Consider the following 22,802-nt stretch of genomic DNA (forward strand, 5'->3'; position numbering starts at 1 on the left):
ATGGCGACGATAGGTCTGCACTTCGGGCACGACGCGGGCGCCGCCCTGACCGACGCGGACGGCTACCGGGTCGTCGAGGCCGAGCGGCGGCTGCGTCTGCGCCATGTGTGCGGGGGCAACGGCGACTTCCCGCGGGCAGCCGCCGGCTGGCTGGCGGAGCTGAGGGAGCGGGCGGCCGGCCCGGTGACGCGGGTCGCCGTGGCGGACTGGTACACCCCGGTGTGCCGGGTCCTGCCGCCGGCGCTGGTCGAGCTGGTCAACGAGGACGCGCGCTGGACGGCCACCGGCGGGGTCGGGCTCGCCGACGCGGTGACCCGGGTGATCAAGCCGGTGGACTGGCCGCTCGCCGAGGGCTTCGGGGACGTCACGCTCGTCGCCGTACGCCACCACTACGCGCACGCCGCGCTCGCCTACTACACCTCCGGTGCCCGCAAGGCCCTGGTGCTGGCCCTGGACGGGACCGGCAACTACGCGGAGTGCGGAATGGTCTGCCTGGGCGACGGCGACCGGCTGACCCCGGTGATGTCGTTCACCAACCGGGGCGGCCCCCGCTTCGGCCTGGTGTACGAGGCGCTGGCGCGGCGGGTGCACGGCAGCCAGTTCGACACCGGCAAGCTGCTCGGCCTGGCGGCGACCGGCGCGAGCGACCCGGCCCTGCTGCCGGTGCTGCGCGCCATGCTGATCCCGCAGTCCAACCGGTGTTCCTCGCCCGACCTGTTCGAGCCGCTGGACGAGGACCGGCTGACCGGGTCGGCGCTGCGCTACGCCGACACCTGGTGGGAGTACGACCCGGTCAGCGGCGGCTATCTGGACGCGGGGCTGGCCGATTCCTCCGACGACGACGTCGTGCACTCCTTCGGGTCGGTGTTCCCGGACGAGATCCGCACCCCGGACGGCCGTACGACCGTGGTGGGGACCTCACCCGACGAGCGGGTCTGCCGGGACCTCGCCGCCACCCTGCAGAACGCCGTGGAGCTGGACCTCGTCCGGCTGGCGACCGGCATCAGCGGGCGCTTCCCGAGCTACTCCACGCTCTGCTATGCGGGCGGCTGCGCGCTCAACATCACCGCGAACAGCGGCCTGGTGGAGTCCGGGCAGTTCACCAGGGTGTCCATCCCGACGTGCTGCGACGACTCCGGCGTGGCCCTGGGCGCGGCCCTGGCCGTGGCGGAGCCGTCCGAACGCCCGGACCTGACGGACCGCTCGGCGTGGGCACGGCTGGCGTACGCCGGGCCGCCGCTGGAGGGTTGCGACGACCAGGGCTGCGACGACCCGCTGCCGGACGCACCGGCGCGGGGCTCGGGGTCCGGGGCCGGGGTACGGGCGGAGTCGGGCGGGCTCGCCGCGCGACTGGCCGCCCTCGGGCTGTCGGGGCGCGACCTGGCCGACGACGACGCGCTGGTCCGGGCGGTCGCGGACCTGCTGGCCGACCGGCGCTGCGTGGCCTGGCTGGACGGCGGCATGGAGACGGGGCCCAGGGCGCTCGGCCACCGCTCGCTGCTGGTGTCGGCGCACTGGGACGGTGCCCGGCGGCACGTGTCGCAGACGATCAAGGGGCGCGAATGGTTCCGGCCGGTCGCGCCGGTCTGCCCCGAGGAGGTCGCCGACCGCTGGTTCAGCGGCCCGCTGGACCACACCGAGAGCATGCTGTTCGCGGTGCGGGTGCGGCCCGAGGAGGCGCACCGGCTGACTGAGGTGCGGCACATCGACGGCACGGCCCGGCTGCAGACCGTACGGCCGGACACTCACCCGCTGCTGCACCGGTTGTGCCACGCGGTGGGCGAACGGACCGGGCTGCCCGTCCTCATCAACACCAGCGCGAACGGAGGCGGCATGCCCATCCTGAACCACCTCGACCAGGCCCTGGAACTGCTGGCGGAGACCGAGCTGGACGCCGTGGTGCTGCCCGGCCGCCGCCTGATCGTGGAGTGATCCGCGCCCGCCGCCGCCCGCCCCGCGGGCGGCGGCGCCCACTCGCCCCGTCCCCCCGTACCGGCGTCCCCTGGAGAGTGCACGTGCCCGCCACCCCACCGCCCGCCACCCCTCTGCGCGACATCCGCAAGACGCAGCCACTGCGCGTCCTGTCCCCCGCCGACTGGACCCAGTGGACGGAGCAGGGCTATGTCATCGTCCGCCGGGCGGTGGCACCCGAGACGGTCACCGCGCTCGTGGACGGGCTGTGCTCCTTCCTCGACATGCGCCCCGACGACCCCTCGACCTGGACCTCGCCGCACACCGGCAACGACCGGCTGCCCGGCCACAGCGGACTGGTCGAGATGTACAACCACCAGGCCCAGTGGGACGCCCGCCAGACACCCCGGGTGCACGGGGCGTTCGCCGACATCTGGGACCGGGACGACCTGTGGGTGACCATCGACTTCGCCAACGTCAACCCGCCCAACCGGGGTGAGCGGGCCTTCGACGGATTCATCCACTGGGACGTCGACAGCTCCGCCGACCCCGCGCCGGTGACCTGTCAGGCGGTGCTCTCGCTGACGGCGGGCGACGAGGAGATCGGCGGCTTCCAGTGCGTGCCGGAGATCTTCGCCGAGTGGGAGAAGTGGCTGAGCCGCCAGCCCGCCGACCGCGACCCGATCACCCCCGACATCACCGGCTACCCCATCACCACCCCCGAGGTGGCACCCGGTGACCTCATCATCTTCAACAGCATGCTGCCGCACGGCGTCCACCCGAACGTCTCCGAGCGGCGGGTGCGCATGGCGCAGTACCTGACCATGGCACCCGCGTGGGAGGAGAACACCGCGCTGCGCGAGGCGCGGGTCCGCTTCTGGCGGGACCGCGTCCCGCCGCACCCGCCGGAGGGCGGGGTGCGTAAGGACGAGGCCGAGCTGTACGGGCCGGCGCGGCTGACGGAGCTGGGTGAGCGGCTGCTCGGACTGCGCGGATGGCACGGAGGGAGCGTCGTTGGCTAGCGCCACCTCGCCCGGGACCCGCCCGGCGGGAGGGGCGGAGCTCGGCCGCCCGTTCCGCTGGCTCTGGGGCTCGGCCGCGGCCTCCAACGCGGGCGACGGCATCACCCGGACGCTGCTGCCGCTGCTGGTCGTCGCGCACCACCCCGACCCGGCGGCCGTCGCGGGCCTGACCGCCGTGAACATGCTTCCGTGGCTGCTCTTCGCCCTTCCGGCGGGCGTCCTGGTGGACCGGGCCGACCGCAGGCTCGTCCTGCTCGCCAGCAACGCGGTCCGGGCCGCGGCGCTGGCCGGCGCGGCCCTCCTGCTCGCCCAGGACCGGCCGCTCGCGCTGCTGTACGCCCTCGCCTTCGTGCTGGGCATCGCAGAGACGCTGGCCGACACGGCCGCCCCCGCCCTGCTGCCGCGCCTGGTCGACGAACGGAGGCTGGAGCGGGCGAACGGCCGCCTGTCGGCCGCGCAGATCGTGCTCGGCGAGACGGCCGGGCCACCCCTGGCGGGGCTCCTCGCCGGGCTCGCGGCCGCGGTGGCGCTGGCCGCGGGCGGCGGGCTGTACGCGCTGGCCGCGCTGCTCCTGCTGGGCCTCGCCCCCCTGCCCCGGACCGCGGGCGCGCCCCGGCCGAAGGCGGGCGGCGGTCTGTTCCGGGACGTCCGGGAGGGCGTCGGCTTCGTCCTGCGCCACCGCACCCTGCGGCTCACGCTGACGGCCAGCGCCCTGTACGGCCTGGTCTACTCCGCGACCTTCTCGATGTTGGTCCTGCTCAGCGACCGCACGCTGGGCCTGAGCGGCACCGGGTACGGACTGCTGCTGGCCGCCGGGTCGGTGGGCGCCGTCGCGGGCAGCTGGCTGGCGCCCCGGCTGGCCGACCGGCTGCCCCCCGTACGGCTGGCCCGCTGGTCCCTGGTCGCGTCCGGCGCCGCGTACGCCGCGCTGGGCGCCGCGCCCGTGCCCGTGCTCGCGGCGCTGGCCCTGGCCTCGAACGGCGTCTTCATGATGGGCTGGAACATCCCGGTGATGTCGCTGCGCCAGCGGCTCACCCCGGAGGACCTCCAGGGCCGGGTGATGAGCGTCTCCCGGCTGTGCGCCTGGGGCAGCATGCCGGTGGGCGCGCTCCTCGGCGGACTGCTCGCCGAACTCCTCTCCGTCCCCGCGGTGTTCGTCGTCTGCGGCACCGTCCTCGCCGTCGGCGCCCTGCTGCTGCTCGCTCCCCTGCGCGACGATCCGGCCGGCCCCCGCGCCGAGCCCCCGCCCTCCCGTCCGACCGACCTACCCGACAAGGGGTGACCATTGGACACGCAGCTCTACGACACCGTGATCGTCGGTGGCGGCCCGGCCGGCCTGAACGGAGCGCTCTACCTGGGCCGTTCACGCCGCCGGGTGCTCCTGATCGACTCCGGTGACGCCCGCAACATGGCCGCGGGAGTGATGCACAACGTCCTCACCAACGACGGTGCGACGATCGCCGACTTCCGCGCCCGCTCCCGGGCCCAGCTGACCGCGTACGACGTGTCGTTCCGGGACGACGAGGTGGTGTCCGCGACCGGCGAGGGCAACCATGTGGTGGTCGCCACCAAGGAGTCCGGCACTTTTCGCGCCCGCACCCTGCTGTACGCGGCGGGGGTGCGCTCCGTCCTGCCCGCCGTACCGGGCATCGCGGACCTGTGGGGGAAGACGGTGTTCGAGTGCCCCTACTGCCACGCCTGGGAGGTCCGCGAGCGGCCCTTCGCCGTGTACGGCGAAACGGTGCCCAGCGAATGCCTGGCGTCGACCCTCACGGTGTGGTCCGATGACATCACCTATCTCTCCGGCCGGCGTGAACTGCCCCGGGACGAGCGGGACCGGCTGGCCGCGGCCGGGGTGCCGGTGCGTGCGGGCGGGGTGGCGCGGCTGGAGCCGCACCCCCAGGGCGTGCGGGTCGCGTTCGAGGACGGCGGCGCGGCCGCGTACGGGGCGCTGTTCCTGCACCTCGACATGGAACCCCGGACGGAGCCCCTGCGCCCCTGGGTCGACGCGCCGGACCTGGAGTCGGTGCAGACCGACGACCGGGGCCGCACCAGCGTCCCCCGGCTGTACGTGGCCGGTGACCTCGGGCGCACCATGCAGCAGGCGGCGATGGCCGCGGCCAGCGGCGGACTGGCCGCCATGGCCGTCAACGCCGACCTGATCCGGGAGGACCGGCCCGGATCCCTCCCGGCGCCGCCGCCTCCGCTCCCGGCCCCGGGGCCGGGCCACTGACCGGCGTCGCACCCCCGTCGCGTCCCCCTCCACCGGGCCCTGCGCGTCACTTCCGCGCACCCCTCCGCACCCGTTCCCGCCCCGCCTCCGCGCCCTCCGCCCCGACCGAAGCGCCCACCCCCGGGCCGCTCACAGGCTCACCACCGGGCCCGGGACCCTCACACGCCTACCGACGGGAGCCACCCGAGCGATGACGTCACCCCGCGCCACGCACACCCCGCACATGGAGCACTACACGTTCGTCCTGGAGGACCAGCCGTATCTCGGTTACTTCCAGTACGGTGGCGAGAAGACCCCCGTCTACACCACCGACCGGCACGGCTTCCGGGTCACACCCGGTCCCGGTGGGCAGCGGGCCACGGTTGGCGACGACCGGCCCGAGGGACCCGTACGGGTGCTGGCGGGCAGTTCCGCCGTGTTCGGCGTCGGCGCCACCGGGGACGCCGCCACCATCAGCGCCCGCCTGTGGAACGCGCACGCGCCGCGGCTGCCCTGGCTGAACTTCGCCGGGCAGAGCCACAACTCGGCCCAGGAGCTGCTGCTGTGCGCCCTGTTCCAGCACGAGCTGCCGCCCGTCGAGGACATCGTCCTGCTGTCGGGCGTGAACAACCTGGTGCTCAGCAGGCTGCCCGAGGAGAAGCAGGGCCGCCACGGCGCCTTCTTCGACTGCGGTCCCGCCCCGGACGTCGTCCCCCCGCCGGAGCGGCGGGTCGCCCACGCGACGGAGCTGACGTTGCGTCACCTGAGCGGCTGGAAACTGCTCGCGGACGGGCTCGGGGCGCAGCTGACGTACGTCCTGCAACCGCTCGCGCCGTGGGTGCGCGAGGAGCCCCTGCCCCGGGAGCGGCTCCTCTTCGAGGAACTGGACGAGGTGTCCAACTTCCGCCGGTTCCACCATGACATCTCGACGATGGCGGTCGGCCGCTCCTACGCCGAGCGGCTCGCGACCGGGTGCGCCGCGCTGGAGGTGCCGTTCCTCGACATGAACACGGCGCTCGGCGAGGCAGCCGCGCCGGAGGACTGGCTGTTCATCGACCGGGTGCACTGCACGGACCTGGGGTACGACCTGGTGGCCCGGCAGCTGGCGCACCGTCTGGACCTGACGTGACGGGCCCGGGTCAGGATCAGGAGCACGGGGCGGGCCCCCGCGGGGCGGTCGGTCGCCTCGTGGCCCGGCTGCGCGCCCGGCACCGCGGCGGGGCGTCGACCGGCGCCCGGGACCAGGCGGATCCTCCGCCCGTGGCGGACCGGACGGCCGAACCGCCTCCGGCACCTCCGGCGTCCCCGGCACCGCGCGGGTTGCGGGCGCAGCCCGAGGACGACGCCTCCGTCTACCCGCTCTTCTGACGTGGCGACGCGGACTGGTGGGGGCCGGACCGGAGGGGACGGGACCGGGGGGAACGGGGGCGACGGCGCCGGCCGGGACGGTCCGGTGCTCGGGATCTCCGCCTACTACCACGACAGCGCGGCAGCGGTGGTGATCGGGGGCGTTCCCGTGGCGGCGGCGCAGGAGGAGAGGTTCAGCAGACGCCGCCACGACCCCGGGTTCCCGGCGCGGGCCGTCGCCTACTGCCTGGAGGAGGCCGGACTGCGCCCGGACGAGCTGGCGGCCGTGGCGTTCTACGAGGACCCGGCGCTGAAGTTCCGCCGGGTGATGGCCACCTGGCTGGCCACGGCGCCCCACGGATTCCCGGTGTTCCGCCGGTCCTTCCCGCAGTGGGCCGGCTGGAAGCGGCACGCCCTCGACGAGGTGCACGCGCGGCTGCGGGAGCTGTCCGGCGGGGGGCCGCTGCCGCCGGTGGTGGCACACCGGCACCACGCCTCGCACGCCGCCTCCGCGTTCCTGCCCAGCCCGTTCCCGTCGGCTGCGGTGCTGTGCGTCGACGGGGTCGGCGAGTGGGCGACGACGACGCTGTGGCACGGCAGGGGCACCGAACTCGTGTCGCTCGCCGAACTGCGCTTCCCGCACTCACTGGGTCTGCTGTACTCGGCGTTCACCCACTTCTGCGGCTTCAGGGCCGACTCGGGCGAGTACAAGCTGATGGGGCTCGCGCCGTACGGCAGGCCGCGCTGGGCGCCCCTCATCCGGGAGCGGCTGATCGACGTCAAGGCGGACGGGTCGTTCCGGCTCGACCTGCGCCACTTCACCTTCCAGTACGGCCGAACCATGACCGGCCGGGCCTTCGAGGAGCTGTTCGGCGGCCCCCGACGCACCCCCGAGGGGCCGCTCACGGAGCGGGAGTTCGACCTGGCCGCGTCGGTCCAGGCGGTGACCGAGGAGGTGGTGACGCGGCTGGCCCGAACGGCGCTGGAACGCACCGGCGAGCGACGGCTCTGCCTGGCCGGTGGCGTGGCGCTCAACTGCGTGGCCAATGGGCGGCTCATGGACGAGGGCGTCTGCGACGAGCTGTGGGTGCAGCCGGCTGCCGGGGACGCCGGTGGCGCGCTGGGGGTGGCCCTCGCGGAGTCGTACGGCCGGGGGGCCGCGCGTACGCACGTGGGCAGCGGTACGGACGCGATGGCGGGCGCCCTGCTCGGGCCCGCGTACGACACGGCGGAGATCACCCGGTTCCTGGAGCGGCGAGGCTGTCCGGCCGTGCGTCTGGCGCAGGCGGAGCTGGTCGAGCGAGTGGCCGCGGAGCTGGCGGCGGGAAAGGTGGTGGGCTGGTTCCAGGGGCGTATGGAGTTCGGTCCCCGAGCGCTGGGCAACCGGTCGATCCTGGCCGATCCCCGTGATCCCGGCGCCCAGTCGGCCCTGAATGCGAAGATCAAGTTCCGGGAGAGCTTCCGGCCGTTCGCCCCGGCGGTGATCGCCGAGGACGCCAAGGACTGGTTCGACCTCGACGGAGAGAGCCCGTACATGCTGCGGACGGCGCGCGTCGCGGCCGCCCGGCTCCGGGAGTGCGAGCAGGAGGCCCGGGGACTGACGGGGCTCGACCTGCTACGGGTGCCGCGTTCGGTGATCCCGGCGGTGACGCATGTGGACGGGTCGGCCCGGGTGCAGACCGTCTCCGCCGCTCACAACCCCCGCTTCCACGCGCTGCTGTCCGCGTTCCGGCGGCGGACGGGCTGCCCGGTGCTGGTGAACACCTCCTTCAATGTGCGCGGCGAGCCCATCGTGCGCGACCCCGAGGAGGCGTACGCGTGCTTCATGCGCACCCGGATGGACCTGCTGGTGCTGGGCGACTTCCTGCTGGACAAGCGGAACCAGCCCGTGTGGCGGGAGGAGGACGACTGGCGTGCCGCGATCCCGCTGGACTGAACGCCTGGGGGAACTGGGCCTGGCCGTGCTGTACTTCGGCGTGCTGACCCCCCTCGGCTGGTGCGTCCGCACCGTACGGGACCCCCTGCGCCTGTCCTGGGACCCGCACCGGGCCGGCTATCTGGAGCCGCCGGACCAGGACCGGCCCCGGTCACCAACAACGCGGCGCGGCTGAGCCGTTGTCGCCACCGCCGCGCGTCAGGGGATCAGCGGTCGTCCGGCGTGGTGGCCGTGGTGACCACCACCCGGCGGGTGCCGAGGGTGTGGACGCGGGAGACGGCGCCGGCGAAGCCGTGCGCCGTGATCCAGGCCTCGGCGTCCTCGGCGCCGGCCGGAAGCGGGACGTCCGCCGCGAGGAGCGCCGAGAACCGCTCGGAGGGCCGGAAGTGGGTGGCGGACGGAAGGGTGAACCCCACGCGTCCCCCCGGGCGCAGCGCGCGCCGCCAGTCGTCCAGCACCCGTGCGCCCAGGAAGTGCAGCGAGGAGGCGCACAGGACGACGTCGAGGGAGTGGTCGGCGACCGGCAGGGGGACGGCGTCGGCGAGGCGCCAGTCGATCGCGGCGGCCACAGCGGCGGAAGCGGCACGCGACCGGCCCGCCGCGATCATGCCGGGCGACACGTCGACCGCGAGGACCGGCGGCGCGGCGGAAGGGCGGCTCCGCGCGAGTTGCAGGGCCACCGCACCCGCTCCGCAGGCCACGTCGGCGACGGCTTCGGCCGGTCCGGCGCCCACCAGGTCCAGCAGGGCCCGCGCGACCGCCTCGTGGTGGTCATGGTCGTAGCCGGGCGCAAGGTCGTCGAAGACCCCGGCCAGGGTTGCGCTCCGCGTCATCGGGCGAGCCTACGCACCCGCGCCCCTCCTGGCGACACGATCCGCCCCCCTCCTGCCGAAACGGCCCCGCCCTGCGCGGAGCGACCCGCCGGGGGGCGGGCCGCAATACTCGCTGACGAGCGCCCGCACCTGGGGGCCGAGCCCGTACTCCGGGAACCCTCCTGGGGCTCCACGGGGGCAACCTGCGCCGGATCCTCATGGATGCGGGCCATGCACATCACTGTGCCGACACGGCTGCTGCGGAAGATCTGGGTGCCGCTGTTCAGGGCACGCACGATGCCGAGGGCGTCATGGGAAACACTCACGGTCTTGCGGTGGGACGGTGACGAGTGCTTCTGCAGTACGGGTGCCCTATGCGGAAAGTGACGCAGCCGGTGCGTTCGACTCGGGTGCCTGTCCCGGACAAGTGGCCTCGCCCTGTCCGGGACAGGCACCTGACCGGGCCGGACAGCACTGGGGCTGTCCGGGACATACGGTTTCATTGTGCTGCCGCTCCGGCATCCGCAAGCTGTTCCCCGTCAGAGCGCTCACGTCACAGCGCACAGCTCACACAAGGGAGCAGCAATGAGGAAGTCGGGTCTGGCGTCGCGGATTGGGACAGCCGGCGTCGGGGTGGCCCTGGCCGCCGCAGCCACCGTCGCCTTTTCGGGCACGGCGCATGCGGAGGATGTCTACGGCAGGAGCACCAATCTCTGCGCGGACGCCAGCGGCACCTACAACTACGTCTGGACCGGCAATGCCCAGGGGCGTGACACCTACAGCGCCTACTTCAACATCACCGTCCGGGACAAGTGCACGGGCGACGGCTGGGCAGGCGGCCTGTACCTGAGCTACTGGAAGTACCAGAACGGCCAGTGGAAGTGGTTCTCCCACCAGCGGGTCAAGGTCAACGGAACGTACACCACCCCGCTGCACAACGTGGACGGTGTACAGATCAACGTATGCAACTACTACCCGGAGAGGGCACCCGCCGGCTGCAGCCGCGTCTGGTGACCTTTCCTCCCACGTGGGGTATGAGAGTCGCACCCGCCGTTGAACGACAGGCCCTCGCGATGTTCGAGGAACGTTCCGGCCCCTGCCGCGACTGCCTTGTTCGATGGCCGTAGAGGGCTGACGAACAATGGCACGCCCCTTGCAGTCAGTGGTGAAGCCCGAGGGACGAACCCGCCCTCGGTACCTCGTCTGGCACACGGACCCAGAAGGAGAAACAATGCGTCGACGCGTTTCGCTCGCCAGTGCAGTACTAGGGGCCACTTTGCTGGCCGGCGGTGCCGCCTTACCCGCCCATGCCGCTCCGACGGCGACCTGGCAGCCGACTGGCGAGTACTACTCCACAGCGTCTCGCTGCTGGGCCGACGAGGACTACTACCTGTCGGCGTCCAACGTCTACGACTACGACTGCCGCAAGTCGGGACGTCTCTGGAAGGGCATGGTCTACGCCGACTGACGGTCCCCGAACGCGACGCTACGAGCCCGGGGGAAGACCCGTTGGTACAGCGGGCCCCCGGGCCCTCAGGGGTCGGCGCCCACAGCGCGGGGGGGGCGCCGAGCCCGGTGGCGCAGTTCTGCTGCGTCAGTGACAACGCCTCGGCGTGACCGAGCCCGAGCCGGTCCCGGACCTGCCGGGCGATGTCCGTCGCCGGCGGTGCCACCTGGTGGATGGCCCGGGCGTGGATCACGTACCGCACCCGATGCGGCTCGGCGAGCCCGGTCACGATGTCCCGGGCCGCCGACACCACCCTGTCCACCAGGGGCAGTTCCTCGTCCAGCCGCAGGGTGTGCAGACCGTGCACCCTGCGGAACAGCGCAACCTTCGCCCGGTGGGCACTTCGGTGTCCTCCGGGTCCCAGCCGTCGAAGGCACGCAGATGGCCGCCCGCTCGGGAACGAGCTGCCGTCGTCGACGGTGGCCAGGGGGACTGCGGCGGTCCCGGCTCCCATGCCGGGCATCGTGGTCAGTACCTGGGAAAGAGGGTGGACCTCAGCAGGGCCTCGATCCGGGCTTCCAGAGCCCGGCGTTGGTCATGGACGGCGGCCGGCGACTTCGCCGGCGAAGGGACGATCACGTCGAGAGTGCCGGTGCCCGGGACGACGACGGTCCGCTCGTCGAGCGCGGCGAAGATGTCGTCGACCAGCCGCTCGACCATGCGCGGTGCCCTCGGCGGGACGACCTCGACCAGCCTGCGGCGGCCCTCCCCGACGCGCAATCGACCAGGCGCGCGCCCTCCCCGCCCGCCCACGCCGCAGGCGCCTATGCCTCGCGTACGGCGTTCAGGCAGCGGGCGGCGTGGGCGTGCAGGGCGTCGGCGAGCTCGGGTGGAGCGTTGGTGAGGGTGAAATCGGCGTCGACCGAGGTGATCATCCAGGCGAGGTCGCGCGGGGTGTCGGCGCCCAGGTGCAAGAGGCAGTTGTCATCGTCGACGGGTTCGATGACGCCCATGCCGGGCCAGACCCGGTCGGTGACCGCCGCGGCGGGCTCGTGCAGGGTGATGGTGGCCTGGAACGGCCAGGTCCGCGACGACAGCTGGTGGGCCAGATAGGTGGCCACGTCGGTGTCGGGGAGTTCTCGGGGGGTGAACCGCGGTCCAGTAGGCGTGCGTGGGGTGAGTCTGTCGACGCGGAAGGTGCGCCAGGCGGTGCGGTCGGTGTCCCAGGCGACCAGGTACCAGAAGCGGTTGAAGCTGACGAGGCTGTGCGGCTCGACCAGGCGGGTGCTGGGGCTGCGGCGAGGGCTGATGTAGTCGAAGCGCAGCCGCTCGCGTCGGCGGCACGCCTCTGCAATGGCCATGAGGGTGTCCGGGGAAACCTGGGGAGCCGGGGCCGCGCCGGCCCGGACGGTAGCGGTGTGCAGGGTGGTGACTCGGTACCGCAGCCTGGGTGGGAGCATCTGCTCGAGCTTGGTGAGCGCGCGCATCGAGGCGCCCTCGATGCCCACGACTGATCCACCGGCCGCTGTGCGCAGACCGACGACGACGGCAACGGCCTCGTCGTCGTCGAGCAGCAGCGGTGGCAGCGCGGTCCCGGCTCCGAGCCGGTAGCCCGCAATGCCCTGGGTGGCGTGCACCGGGTAGCCGAGCGCGCGCAGCCGCTCCACATCGCGGCGCAGGGTGCGTCGGCTGACGCCGAGGCGTTCGGCGAGTTCGGCCCCGGACCAGTCGCGGTGGGTCTGCAGCAGGGAGAGCAGCTTCAGCAGCCGCCCGGAGGTGTCCAGCATGCCGCAAGACTGCCCGAAGGTGAGGACCGAAACTGACCTAAGCGAGTCCTAGCGTTGCAGCCATGGAGAACACGACAGCCAGCAGTATCCGCTCCTTCCGCATCGACATACCGCAGGCCCAGCTCGATGATCTGCGAGCCCGCCTGGCCGCCACGCGCTGGCCGGATGAGCTGCCCGGTGTCGGCTGGAGCCGCGGCGTCCCGGTGGCCTACCTGAAGGGCCTGGCCGAGTACTGGCGCACCGCCTACGACTGGCGGGCACACGAGGCGGAACTCAACACGTTCCCTCAGTACATGACCACCATCGACGGGCAGAACATCCACTTCCTGCACGTACGCTCCCCCAGGGTCGACGCCACGCCCCTTGTGCTGCTGCACGGCTGGCCGGGCTCGGTCGCCGACTTTCTCCAGGTCATCGGGCCGCTGTCCGATCCCGAAGCGCACGGCGGCGATCCGGCCGATGCATTCCACCTGGTCATTCCCTCGCTCCCGGGGTTCGCCTTCTCCACGCCGCTGGACGGGCCGGGCATGGACACGGCTCGGATGGCCGGGGCGTTCGCCCAGCTGATGGCCCGCCTCGGATACACGAGCTACGGCGTTCAGGGGTACGACACCGGATCATGGGTCGCCCTGGAGATGGGCAAGCAGGCACCGGACCACGTGAGGGGCGTCCACGTCAACGCGACGGTCACGTTTCCTGCCGGGGTGGAGGGCGAGATGGACGGCCTGACGGAGGGCGAGCAGCGACGCTGGCAGCGGATGCAGAATTTCAACGACGGTTACTTGCAGTGCAACTCCAAGCGTCCGCAGACCGTCGCCTACGCCCTCACCGACTCTCCTGTCGGCCAGTTGGCTTGGATCGTGGAGAAATTCAAGGAGCTCACAGATCCGGAAGACGCACTGCCCGAGGACAGTATCCACCGGGACCGCATTCTGACCGAGGTCTCGCTGTACTGGCTGACCGCCACCGCCGCCTCGGCCGCTCAGGTTTACTACGAGGAGATCTCCGCGAGCACCTGGAGCGAAGGCGCAGCAGACGACGGGACTGTCCCGGGCGCCGGGCGCGACACCGGGTGGAGCGACGGTCAGAACGGCTGGGCAGCCAGTCCGCGGGGGACCGTGCCCACCGCCGTACTGGTCTCCGCCCACGATGTGACCATCCGCCGCTGGGCCGAACGCGACCACAACGTCGTGCGATGGACCGAACTTGACCGGGGCGGCCACTTCCTCGCGATGGAAGCCCCGGAACTGCTCGTCAGCGACGTCCGCGAGTTCTTCGGAAAGCTGCGCTGAGAGGAAAGCGCCCGAACCCTCAACGGCCGGGCGTGACAGCCGCTCCTTTTAGGCACGCAGGCGGCACGTACCGAAGCCGACCAGTTGACCATGGGCCAGCTTTGAGCGCAGTGTGAGCCATGCGGTGAACGCAACACGCCGGTGGGGGCGTCAACCCGCCCACTGCTGTCACGTCACGCATCTGAAGATGCCGCTGGGCGGCGTGGCCCCATCTCGGCAACTCCTCCCGGTAACGCCTCTGACCCGTGACCCGCCCGGTCGGGCGGGTCACGGAGAGGACGGTACTGAATGGCCGCTGGTGACAGGGGAAGCACGGGCGGCACGGGCGGCGTGCGGGACGGCTGACCCGATAGGCGCGGACGCGGGCGGCCTCGTAGGGGCCTATGTTCGCGCCTTTCAGGGGCGTCGCGTTGACGTAATGGCCCAGGAGTCGTGGCGTCTTCCGGTGGTGCAGCGGCAATGGTGCGGGGGACGTCGTGGGCAGAACGGACGTCGTCGCACGCCGTGAGACTGGCATGCTCAGCTTCGCAGTGGTCCTTCGCACCGGTAGTCCGAGGTGCCTGTCCCCCGGTCGGACCAGATCTCCACCTCGCCGAACGAGCAGTTCATGTCGGCGAAGTTGGTCGAGGCCGTGGAGGTGCGGTCGAGCAGGAAGTGATCGACCGTCTCGGACATGTCCCGGAAGACCCCGTCCGGGCTTCCGGCGTCTTCGAGGCGGGCGGTGACCCTGCCGGTGCAGACGAATCGCCGCATGCCCGGGTCACCGTTGTCGGTGCAGACCGGGGTCACCCCCGTCGCCGCTGCGAAGGCGGAGCCCACCGCCTCGGCGGTGGCGTCCCTCAGCCGGTCGTTGGGCATGTACCGGGTGTTCGGCACGAAGAGGTCGTCGACCTCGGCGATCCGGGCGTCCAGGAAGGCGTCGTAGCCCCGCTGGACCGTGGCGTCCCGGGCAAGCCCGTCGCGCCAGGCGTCGAAGGCCGTCGGGTCGTCGGCCCGCAGGTGTCGGTACATCTCCCGCAGCATGGTGGGGCGTTCGCTCCACAGGTAGGTGAAGAACGCACCCGCATAAGCGTAGAAGCGGAAGCCGTCACCCTCGTAGGTGGCATGCAGCAGCCGGTCGACGTCCATGCGCGGGCGGCCGTTCGCCGTGTCGGCGATGATGCTCCGGATCAGTGACCTGCGTGCGGCGACACCGTCGTCGCGGGTGGCCCCGCCGAAGAACTCAGCCGTCCCCTCGTCCATGGCCGTGGTGCGGTCCCGCTCGTACCAGGGTCCTTCGCCGAAGTAACCGGGCACGGCGAACCGGCCGTTGAGGTAGTGCACGTACTCGTGCCGGAACAGCTCTTCCAGGGTGAGCGAGGAGTCCTGCGGGACGCGGCGCTGGTACGTGTAGAAGGTCGCGTTGCGCTCGATGTAGATGCCGCCGTTGTCGGTATCCATGCCGGTCAGCAGCGGATGGTAGTTCTCGTAGTCCGCGCGGGAGGCGTACAGGACGACGGCGAGGCTGGTGTTGGTGTCGCCGACGATCGGCTCCTCGGTGCCCAGCACCCGGTGGAACTGGGTTTTGACCTGCTTGCTCGCATAGTAGAGCTGGTCGACGGTGGGGCGGTCGAGGCCGGTGCGCACCTTGATGGCCCCGTTGTCGTAGCGGTACGTCCGGGGAAAGATCTCCCGCTCGATGTCGTCCTTGCAGACGGAGTAGGGCTTGCAGGCTCCGTAGAAGTCGAGCCAGGACGCGAGCCGCGCCCAGGGCGCGCTGCCGCGACCGAAGTTACGGACGACCGGGGCGAGGAGCGCACCGAGGTCCGGCACGATCGTGGGTGTCAGGGGCGCGATCTGCCCGAGGCGGCCGTACTCGGCGAGGGCGTCGCGCGCGACCCACTCGTTGGGCGTGCCCTTGAGGTGGGTGTAGGTGGAGAACTCGCGGAAGGCTTGGCGGTAGCGGGCGTTGCGTGCGACGAGCGTGTGGAAGGCGGTGTCGTTGTTGCCCGGGTAGACGCCGAGGTGGTTCACGGAGAGCGCGGCGAGGGTCGCTCCTCCCCAGGAGGGGTCCTTGTAGGTGGTGGTGTGGTACGGGTTCATGGTGGCCAGCACCTTGCGTATCAGGTCGAGTTGCGAGTGGCGCAGTCCGGTGGCGCTGCCCGCGTAGAGCGCCTCGCGCAGCGACTCGGCGTTGGTGCGCGTCGCGTCGAAGGACCGGCGGGCGGTGCCGAAGGCGTGGATGGCGCGGCGCATCGCCTCGGTGGTGGGCGGGTCGGTGAGGTCGATCTCGCTGCGGGAGAAGTCGTGGTAGGCCACCGCGTGCAGGTATGTGAGCATCTCCAGCAGGTGGCTGCCGTTCCTGCCGTCGTGGGTGGCGGCCAGGGCGGAGGTGCGGCGGGAGACGGCCTGGACGTGCGCATCGGACATGGCCGGCGCGAGACGCGCGTCCCAGGTCCAGATGAGGTCGCGCAGGCAGCCGTCGGCGGTGACGGCCGGGTCGGCGAGGAAGTCGGCTAACTGCTCCGGTCCGAGACGGGTGACGTCGTCGAGGGTGCACGCGACGGCCGGGGAGGACGCGGTCTCTGCGTCCTCCCCGGCCGCCGTGGGGGGAGTCGGCGTGTGGGGGCCGGGGACGCGGGTGCCGGTGCGCGCACCGGGCGCGGGTGCCGGTCGCGGCGTGGGCCGTGGTGTGGTGGCGAGACGTTCGACCTCGTCGTGCGGGTGGCCATTGGCGGGGACAGCTGGGCCGGTGAGGGTGCGGGGTTGGAGCGGCGTGTGCGCCTCGGCGGTGGGCGCGTTGCAGACGCCGGTCCCGAGCAGCGTCACCGTGGCGGCTGCGGCGAGGAGGGCTCTGCGGAGGGAACGGCGGCTGCCGTTGGATCGCTGGGACACCTGCGGCTCCTGTGTCGGAGGCGGGGGGAATGGGTCCTTGCAGCGGTGCGCACGGCGAGCGGCAGGACTTCTGACAGATACATGCCACTACCGTGTGACGTGCAACATAGTAATGTGACATTGCACTGACAATCCCTCAGTCGGCACGGGATCCGGAGGGCTGCATTCCTGGGGCACCGGAGGACGCCAGCGACGCCGTCCGGAGGCTGTCGGGCTCGCCGTCCGGCAGGAGCTTGGTCACCAGTTGTCCTGCCGCCGGTGGCAAGCAGCGCAGCCGCCATGACGCGGCGTACCGCCCGCCGTACCAGCCCGGCCAACCCCCTCACACCGACCGTCCACGACTCCTGGGGCGGCACGGCCAAGCGTCGAGGTGCCTTCGCGGACGAGCTTCTCGAGCGAGCAGGCCTCTGGCCGGGCAGCCCGGCCCGCGGGCGGCCGGCTTCCGGCGGGCCCGTTCCGGGTGCGGCGCGGCCGGTGTCCGGACGACCTCAGAAGTTGGAGATCACATTCGTCAGGACCTTGCTGATGGTCTTGGGGTCGCGCGCGTTGTAGGCGCGGGCATGGGTGAGTGCGGCGATTTCCTGGAGGGGGGTCCTGCCTTTTGTGGCCTTCTCGTCGGCAGTGCTGCTGTAGGCGATGGTGAAGACCCGGACAGCCGGTTCATCGGGGTCGCCGATGCGGCCGAGAAGCGTTTCGAGCGGAGGCGGTGTGTCCTTGGGTTCGTTACGGCCGTCCGTCAGGACCACGACGGCGTTGATGGCGCCCGGGTCGTAGTCGCGGCGCAGTTCCCTGACGGCGTCGTCGATGACGTCGTAGAGCGCGGTCGCGCCCTCGGGCTTGAGTCTTTGTATGCCGGCCTCGAGGTCGTCCCGGTGGGTCTTTCCTGCGCCGGTCGTGGCGCCCATGGGTGATGGCGCTTGGTGGACCTTGCGGCTGTCGGAGAAACTCCACAGGCCGACCCTGTCCTGGTCGGTGAAGCCGTCGAGGAGCGGTCCGTGCGCGTCCTTGACGAGGTCGAGCTTGCTCGGTTCTTCGGGGAGCCGGTCCGGGTGGTTGCCGGTGCCCTGGTTCATGGAGCCGGAGGTGTCCATGAGGATCAGCACGTTGGCGGGTTTGCGCAGCTCCCGCCAGGTGACCAACAGCTTGTCCAGGACATCGGGTGCGGGCGCCGCCAGTTGTTCGGGGGCGGCGCCGGGCTGAGCACCGTTGTGCTGGGTGATCTGCGCGGTGGCCTTGGCCGGGTCGATGCGGAAGCCCAGTGCGGTGAAGCGTTCCTGGGCGTGAGTCCCGGCCAGGTAGGCGCGGAAGTCCTCGGCGACGGCTTCCTGCGCGGTCCGCAGGCCGTTGAGCGGAATGTAGGGGTGATCGCTGTAGAGGGTGCCGTCGTTGGGGTAGAAGGCGACGAGCTTGGTGTGCGGGGGCTTCTTCCTTTCACAGCCGGGCTCGACCGAGTCGCTGCCGCAGGGGTAGCCCTTGTTGTAGGCGATGACGGCGGTCTCCTCGACGGTGACCGCGGAGATGTAGGAGGTGCTCTGGTTGCTGTCGTCGGCGCGGCGCAGGTTGGCCAGGAAGGTCAGGGTGGTGTCGCCGTAGTGGACCGTGGCGTTTTCGATGTCGCGGACGCGCTTGCGGTTCTGTGTGTCCATCAGGTGCTTGGCAGACATCTCGGCCGAGGTGCCGGTCTTGGTGAAGAACGCGGCGACGGTGGCGTTCAGTCCGGAGGTCGAGTACTCGGGGTTGGTCTTGCCGAGCTTGAAGGCACCCCACTCAGGGTGGCCGTGATCCTTCCAGAAGTCCGGACGGCCCGCGAACGACGCGAGATCCTTCCACCCGATCCTCTTGGTGGGCCAGCCCAGCGCCCTGGCCATCGGCTCGGGCATGGCGATCGTCAGCGGGCTGGTGGCCATGGAGGGGCCGGCCGTCGCAGGAAGCCGGTCGAGCGCCTTGTCCTTGGCGCGCTGCCGGGCGATCGGCAACCAGATCCTCGAGGCCGGTGACCATACGTCGGGCTGCGGGCCGTCCGTCTTCATCCATCCCCGGGCCAGCGTCTGCATGGCAGTGCCCGAATCGATGCTGTCCACCGCGACCTGCACACACTGACCGTGACTGCGGCGCTTTCCGTACCTGCGTGCCAGCTCCTTCAGGACGGCGGACTTGTCGGTCGAGGAGGCGATCCGCAACGTCTCGGTGACCTGGCCCGTGCAGGCGGGCAGCTTCGCGTCCGGCGGCTCCGGGGCAGGAGCGTCATCGCCGTTCAAACCCACAACGCCCGCCGCCGCGACCAGCACCAGCAGGCCGACGGCTGCGCCTGCCATCCGCTTGCGCCGCCACCACCTCGGCCTGTGCCGCGGCTCCGGCGTCGGCTCCGGAGGGCGAGCAGGCCCCGGCTCCTGGGCAGTGTCGTCATGCGAGGCGCCCTCGCTGATCCCCACGTGGGTGGCCTGCGACGGCGTGTCGGCCGGTCTCCCCTGCCGTCGTAACTCCCGGTCCGTGGCGCTCGGTCCGGGTGTTTCGGGGAGGTTTTGAAGCGAGGACGGGTCGGGCGCCGCTGCCGCCTTCGGCCGCTCGGTCTCCGGCAGGGACGTCTGCCGGCGCCGAGCGGTGCGGCACGCTTCAAGAGTGCTCCACCGGTCCAGCCACGGCTCCAGTTCGGGGTCCTGCCGCCCGGGCGGGTCCGTCTCTGCGCCGCCGTCGTACGACAACAGCGTGCGCACCAGCCACAGCAGCCGGTCCAGTGAGTTCGGGCCGCTCTGCCCGGCGAACATGAGACTCATCGATGCCTTCGACAGCGCCGACGACTCCCCGAACAAGGAGACCCCGCGGCTGCGGATCCGGTCGTAGGAAGGAGCGCCGCGCCGCCGCTTCAGCTCGGTGAGCGCCTCACCGAGCTCGCGCAGCGCTGCCTGGTAATCAGCCACTCTGTCCCCCCAATCGCACCGTGCACAGCAGAGTAGGACAGACCGAACCGGACAGCGCCGGCCTTGTCGGAACACGGTGGAACACGGCTGAACACGCCGACGGCTGTACGGCGGCACTCCCATCTTGATCGGAGTACACCGGAGTTGTTCGCTTCGTGCAGGTCAGCGCCGTGTTCGGTGCAACGGTGCTGGCATGACGCACACAACGCCGCCGGCAGACTCCGGCCCGAGCGGCTCCGCCCCGGAACCGCCGTTCCTGTCCCTGCACACCACCGTCGTCCTGCTCACCGCGCTTGTCATCGGGCTGGTGGCGGGCGGCCTGGCCGCGCTCACCGGCGCACCTGTGGCGGCCGCCGTGCTCACCGGTCTGACCGCGGCGGGCTCGGCCGTACCGGCACTGCGCTCGCTGATCGGCCCGCCGGAGAACTCTTCACAGTGAGCGGAAGAGATCGCCTGCTACCTCGCCTGCGCACCCGTCGGTACAGTAGTTCCCGAGCTGGCCCGCATAACAGGCAGCCGGGTGCGCGATCGAAGCGTGCTTGCAGATCGCGAAGAACGCATGCAGCACCGACGCCCTCGACGTGCTGCTCCCGGCGAGCCGGCTCGGAGCACCGAGCCACGGGCGAGTCGGGGCTCACTGGCACGCGGCCGGGAGTAGGGCAGGTACGCCTCTCTGCTCCCCCCTCACCTCTCCCTCTGCGGCGCAGCCTCGGACTGGGTGGAATGATCACCTTCGTCGGTCTGGCCCGGGACTCGTTGCAGTTCGAACCCTGTCGCCCGAGGGCGTCCAGCGCGGCGACATGTCGCTGCGTGTCCGCAACGCCCCTGTCACCGCTGGGCCACGCCGATGAGCTACCGCTCGTAACGTCCCGGTTGATCGCTGACCGGGTCGTGCGTGGTCCACATCCAGAAGGAGACGTCCGATGAGACCCACCGCATCCCCTCCCGGTCGCGGGGAGCACCAGGCCTACGTCGAGGTGTGGAACGACACCGTGGATCTGCGTCATCTGAGCGCATCATTGCTGATCGGTGTGACCACTGGCCTGCCGCTGTTCCTCATTTCGCGCGCAGTGCTGCGCGGATGGCTGAACCTTCGGCCCCTGGCCGACGGCTGCGCACTGCTGATGGGACTGACGGGCTGCCTGGCGGCAGGGGCTGTCTGCGCACGGCTCTTCCCGCCCAAGCGCCTCTTCGCCGACGAAAACGCGACAGCGTCCACGGCGATGCGGCGCGCGGCCCTGGCCGAGTTGACCCGGGACTCCGACACGACGACGCCCGCCCAGCTGCCCGCCGGCGTACGCGGTGAGCTGCAGGAACTCGGCCTGATGGACGACCAGGAGGACTCCGGGACGGACACCGGCACGAAGAAGGGCGTGGATCACGATGACCACTGACCTGTTATGGGCCCTGGCCATGGGCATGGCGGGTGCTCTGGTCTTCGCGGGGATCGGCTTGGTCTCCGGGTCGGACGAGACCTCGACGCTCGGCCCACTCACCTTGCTGGTGGTGCTGCTCGGCGTCCCGCCCGCTGGTGTGATCACCTTCTTTCTCGCAGCGGCGGTGTCCAAGCACATGACTCACGCGATCCCCACCACACTGCTCGGGATACCCGGCGATACCACGGCCGTGCCGCTGCTGGAGGACGCCCGGGCGATGCGCCGCATCGGCGCCCCACACATCGCCCTGCGCAAGGCCCTGGCCGGTGGGCTGCTCTCCGCCACCATCGCCGTCCCGGTCGCAGTGGGCGTCGCCGTACTGCTGGCGCCCTTCGCCGAGCCGGTGCAGGAGGTCGTGCCCTACGTGTTCCTGGTCGGCGCGCTCCTCGTGGCGTATTTCTCACCCGGCCGCTGGACCGCCGTGGCCGGGCTGGTCCCCTTCGTGCTCGCCCTCGCGGCGCTGAGCACCGTCGCCCGGAGCGCTCTGGACAAGCCGCTGAGTATCGCCTTCTTCCTCGGCATTGCGACCGGGCCCCTCGTGGTGGACCTCCTCATCGCTTTGTCCCCCTCCGGACGCGATGCGCTACCGCGTGGTGGAGGCAAGGCCTTCTCGCTGGCCCCGGAAGCCGTCCCCCCGCACGGGTGGTCCGCCAGTCCCTTCCGCATACTGACCCGAGGGCAGACCGGTGCCACCGCGGCCACCGCAGTGGTGACCTCGGCGACCTTCATGCTGAGCCCGGTGGCCACCGCCGTCATGGCCGGCCAAGTCGTCGGCTCCCGGCTCAAGCACCCCTACCAGCGGCTGAGCACCCTGATGGCAGTCAAGAACGGCACCACGGAGTCGACGTACGTGGCCGAGACCCTGATCCCTCTGATCGCCTTCGGTCTGCCCCTCAGCCCCGTCGCCGCAGGACCGGCTGCGGCGTTGTTCCACGCGCCCCCGGTCTTCACCGTGGACGGTGGCATACACAACCTGCACACCCTGCTGTCCCCCCGGCAGTTCCTCGTCTTCGGACTGCTGGCCGTCGCCATCGCCGCGCTTACCGTCTATCCCCTGGCGATCAGGTACGCCCGCACAGCCAGCGCCTGGGTGGCACGCAGGATCAGTCATGAGGCGCTCATCGGGACGTTCGCCGGGCTGATCTGCGTGGTGGCTTGGTACGAGGGCGGGGCCATTGGACTGATCATCACGATCGCCGTCGGCGGACTGGCCGGAGCCTTCAACCGGCTGCTCGGCATGACGTCCGGTGCGCAGTACATGGCCTTCTACGTCGCCACCCTGTTCGTCCCCTTGTTCCTCCCCGCCTGACGGACACCCGACGGCCGCCAGGCCGAAGCCTTCCGCATCCCGACCGCTGCGAGAAGCCGAGTTCGTCCGCCGGAGGTCCGGCCACCATCGAGGCCGCCCGCTCGCTCGACTCGACGGTTCGCGAAGCTGCTGAGCGTGCCGCGAGCCGTTGCCGGGCCCGGCAGGCACGGTGCTGGATTCTGTACGCGCGGCGTACCGGGATCCAGTCGCGTGGTGCCCCAGGAACTCGGCTTCGACCTTGGCACGGACTGTCGGCGACGCCTGGAGGATCGCCACACGGGCGTGAGCGACGCGGCTTCACCAGTCCCTGCTCAGCGTGCCGTCAGTGCGGCCACAACAGGGAGAGCCAGAGGGCTCGCTCGGCGCCGCTCACGCCGCCAACCGCACAAGCGTGGCCTGGTCCTGGACGAGGTCGTCGGCCCCGCCATGGCATGGGGGGCGACGCGGCTGCGGCCAACAGGTCTCGCCGGACAGGCCCGCCGCCCCATGTCGCTGCCGG

General features: G+C 71.5%; 17 protein-coding genes and 1 pseudogene. 13 read left to right on the forward strand and 5 right to left on the reverse strand.

Annotated elements, in window-relative coordinates:
- The 7 genes from ACFYOV_RS29950 to ACFYOV_RS29980 all read left to right on the forward strand — a co-directional run bounded on the left by ACFYOV_RS29950 (position 1) and on the right by ACFYOV_RS29980 (position 8,603).
- Entirely contained in the window at positions 1–1,932 is a 1,932-nt protein-coding gene (locus ACFYOV_RS29950; protein ID WP_389092961.1) for a carbamoyltransferase C-terminal domain-containing protein, read from the forward strand.
- Between the two features lie 83 nt (positions 1,933–2,015).
- Positions 2,016–2,933 (forward strand): phytanoyl-CoA dioxygenase family protein, encoded by a 918-nt coding sequence (locus ACFYOV_RS29955; RefSeq protein WP_389092963.1) that lies wholly within the window; start codon positions 2,016–2,018, stop codon positions 2,931–2,933.
- Positions 2,926–4,215, forward strand: coding sequence for an MFS transporter (locus ACFYOV_RS29960; protein WP_389092964.1), 1,290 nt, complete (start codon positions 2,926–2,928; stop codon positions 4,213–4,215). The genes ACFYOV_RS29955 and ACFYOV_RS29960 overlap by 8 nt, the downstream gene beginning before the upstream one ends.
- A 3-nt stretch (positions 4,216–4,218) precedes the next feature.
- Complete coding sequence (locus ACFYOV_RS29965) at positions 4,219–5,166, forward strand: NAD(P)/FAD-dependent oxidoreductase (RefSeq protein ID WP_389092967.1); 948 nt, start codon at positions 4,219–4,221, stop codon at positions 5,164–5,166.
- 190 nt (positions 5,167–5,356) lie between these two features.
- Complete coding sequence (locus tag ACFYOV_RS29970; RefSeq protein ID WP_389092969.1) at positions 5,357–6,274, forward strand: SGNH/GDSL hydrolase family protein; 918 nt, start codon at positions 5,357–5,359, stop codon at positions 6,272–6,274.
- Positions 6,275–6,598: 324 nt separating this feature from the next.
- Positions 6,599–8,428, forward strand: a complete 1,830-nt coding sequence (locus ACFYOV_RS29975) for a carbamoyltransferase (protein WP_389092972.1) — start codon at positions 6,599–6,601, stop codon at positions 8,426–8,428.
- Positions 8,406–8,603: a hypothetical protein gene (locus ACFYOV_RS29980; protein WP_389092974.1), complete on the forward strand. Its 198-nt coding sequence runs from the start codon at positions 8,406–8,408 to the stop codon at positions 8,601–8,603. The genes ACFYOV_RS29975 and ACFYOV_RS29980 overlap by 23 nt, the downstream gene beginning before the upstream one ends.
- A 31-nt stretch (positions 8,604–8,634) precedes the next feature.
- Here the strand turns inward: ACFYOV_RS29980 and ACFYOV_RS29985 are convergent, their stop codons facing one another.
- Positions 8,635–9,261: a class I SAM-dependent methyltransferase gene (locus ACFYOV_RS29985; protein ID WP_389092976.1), complete on the reverse strand. Its 627-nt coding sequence runs from the start codon at positions 9,259–9,261 to the stop codon at positions 8,635–8,637.
- 564 nt (positions 9,262–9,825) lie between these two features.
- Between ACFYOV_RS29985 and ACFYOV_RS29990 the strand changes: the two genes are divergently transcribed.
- Both ACFYOV_RS29990 and ACFYOV_RS29995 read left to right on the forward strand, forming a co-directional pair.
- Positions 9,826–10,254 carry a hypothetical protein gene (locus ACFYOV_RS29990; protein ID WP_389092978.1) on the forward strand — a complete coding sequence of 143 codons (429 nt, stop codon included), beginning with the start codon at positions 9,826–9,828 and terminating at the stop codon, positions 10,252–10,254.
- 217 nt (positions 10,255–10,471) lie between these two features.
- Complete coding sequence (locus ACFYOV_RS29995; RefSeq protein ID WP_389093032.1) at positions 10,472–10,708, forward strand: hypothetical protein; 237 nt, start codon at positions 10,472–10,474, stop codon at positions 10,706–10,708.
- A 423-nt stretch (positions 10,709–11,131) separates the two neighbouring features.
- Here ACFYOV_RS29995 and ACFYOV_RS30000 read toward each other — a convergent pair.
- Positions 11,132–11,452: pseudogene (locus ACFYOV_RS30000) on the reverse strand (IS110 family transposase); the annotation flags it as partial.
- Positions 11,453–11,511: 59 nt separating this feature from the next.
- Positions 11,512–12,474, reverse strand: a complete 963-nt coding sequence (locus ACFYOV_RS30005; protein WP_389092980.1) for a helix-turn-helix transcriptional regulator — start codon at positions 12,472–12,474, stop codon at positions 11,512–11,514.
- Between the two features lie 62 nt (positions 12,475–12,536).
- Here ACFYOV_RS30005 and ACFYOV_RS30010 point away from each other — a divergent pair, with 62 nt between their 5' ends.
- The gene (locus tag ACFYOV_RS30010; protein WP_389092982.1) at positions 12,537–13,766 is read left to right on the forward strand and encodes an epoxide hydrolase family protein; all 1,230 of its coding nucleotides are present in this window, start codon (positions 12,537–12,539) and stop codon (positions 13,764–13,766) included.
- 519 nt (positions 13,767–14,285) lie between these two features.
- Here ACFYOV_RS30010 and ACFYOV_RS30015 read toward each other — a convergent pair.
- Both ACFYOV_RS30015 and ACFYOV_RS30020 read right to left on the reverse strand, forming a co-directional pair.
- Positions 14,286–16,640, reverse strand: a complete 2,355-nt coding sequence (locus ACFYOV_RS30015; protein WP_389092983.1) for a collagenase — start codon at positions 16,638–16,640, stop codon at positions 14,286–14,288.
- A 488-nt stretch (positions 16,641–17,128) separates the two neighbouring features.
- The gene (locus tag ACFYOV_RS30020; protein WP_389092985.1) at positions 17,129–19,558 is read right to left on the reverse strand and encodes a substrate-binding domain-containing protein; all 2,430 of its coding nucleotides are present in this window, start codon (positions 19,556–19,558) and stop codon (positions 17,129–17,131) included.
- Between the two features lie 193 nt (positions 19,559–19,751).
- On the opposite strand from ACFYOV_RS30020, the gene ACFYOV_RS30025 reads away from it, so the two are divergent.
- The 3 genes from ACFYOV_RS30025 (at position 19,752) to ACFYOV_RS30035 (ending at position 22,303) form a co-directional block, all read left to right on the forward strand.
- Complete coding sequence (locus ACFYOV_RS30025; RefSeq protein ID WP_389092987.1) at positions 19,752–19,997, forward strand: hypothetical protein; 246 nt, start codon at positions 19,752–19,754, stop codon at positions 19,995–19,997.
- A gap of 484 nt (positions 19,998–20,481) precedes the next feature.
- The gene (locus ACFYOV_RS30030) at positions 20,482–20,952 is read left to right on the forward strand and encodes a hypothetical protein (protein ID WP_389092989.1); all 471 of its coding nucleotides are present in this window, start codon (positions 20,482–20,484) and stop codon (positions 20,950–20,952) included.
- Complete coding sequence (locus ACFYOV_RS30035) at positions 20,942–22,303, forward strand: tripartite tricarboxylate transporter permease (RefSeq protein ID WP_389092991.1); 1,362 nt, start codon at positions 20,942–20,944, stop codon at positions 22,301–22,303. The genes ACFYOV_RS30030 and ACFYOV_RS30035 overlap by 11 nt, the downstream gene beginning before the upstream one ends.
- Positions 22,304–22,802 lie beyond the last annotated feature (499 nt).

Origin of the sequence: Streptomyces sp. NPDC005931, from assembly GCF_042871235.1 — a bacterium.
Taxonomy (GTDB): Bacteria; Actinomycetota; Actinomycetes; order Streptomycetales; family Streptomycetaceae; genus Streptomyces.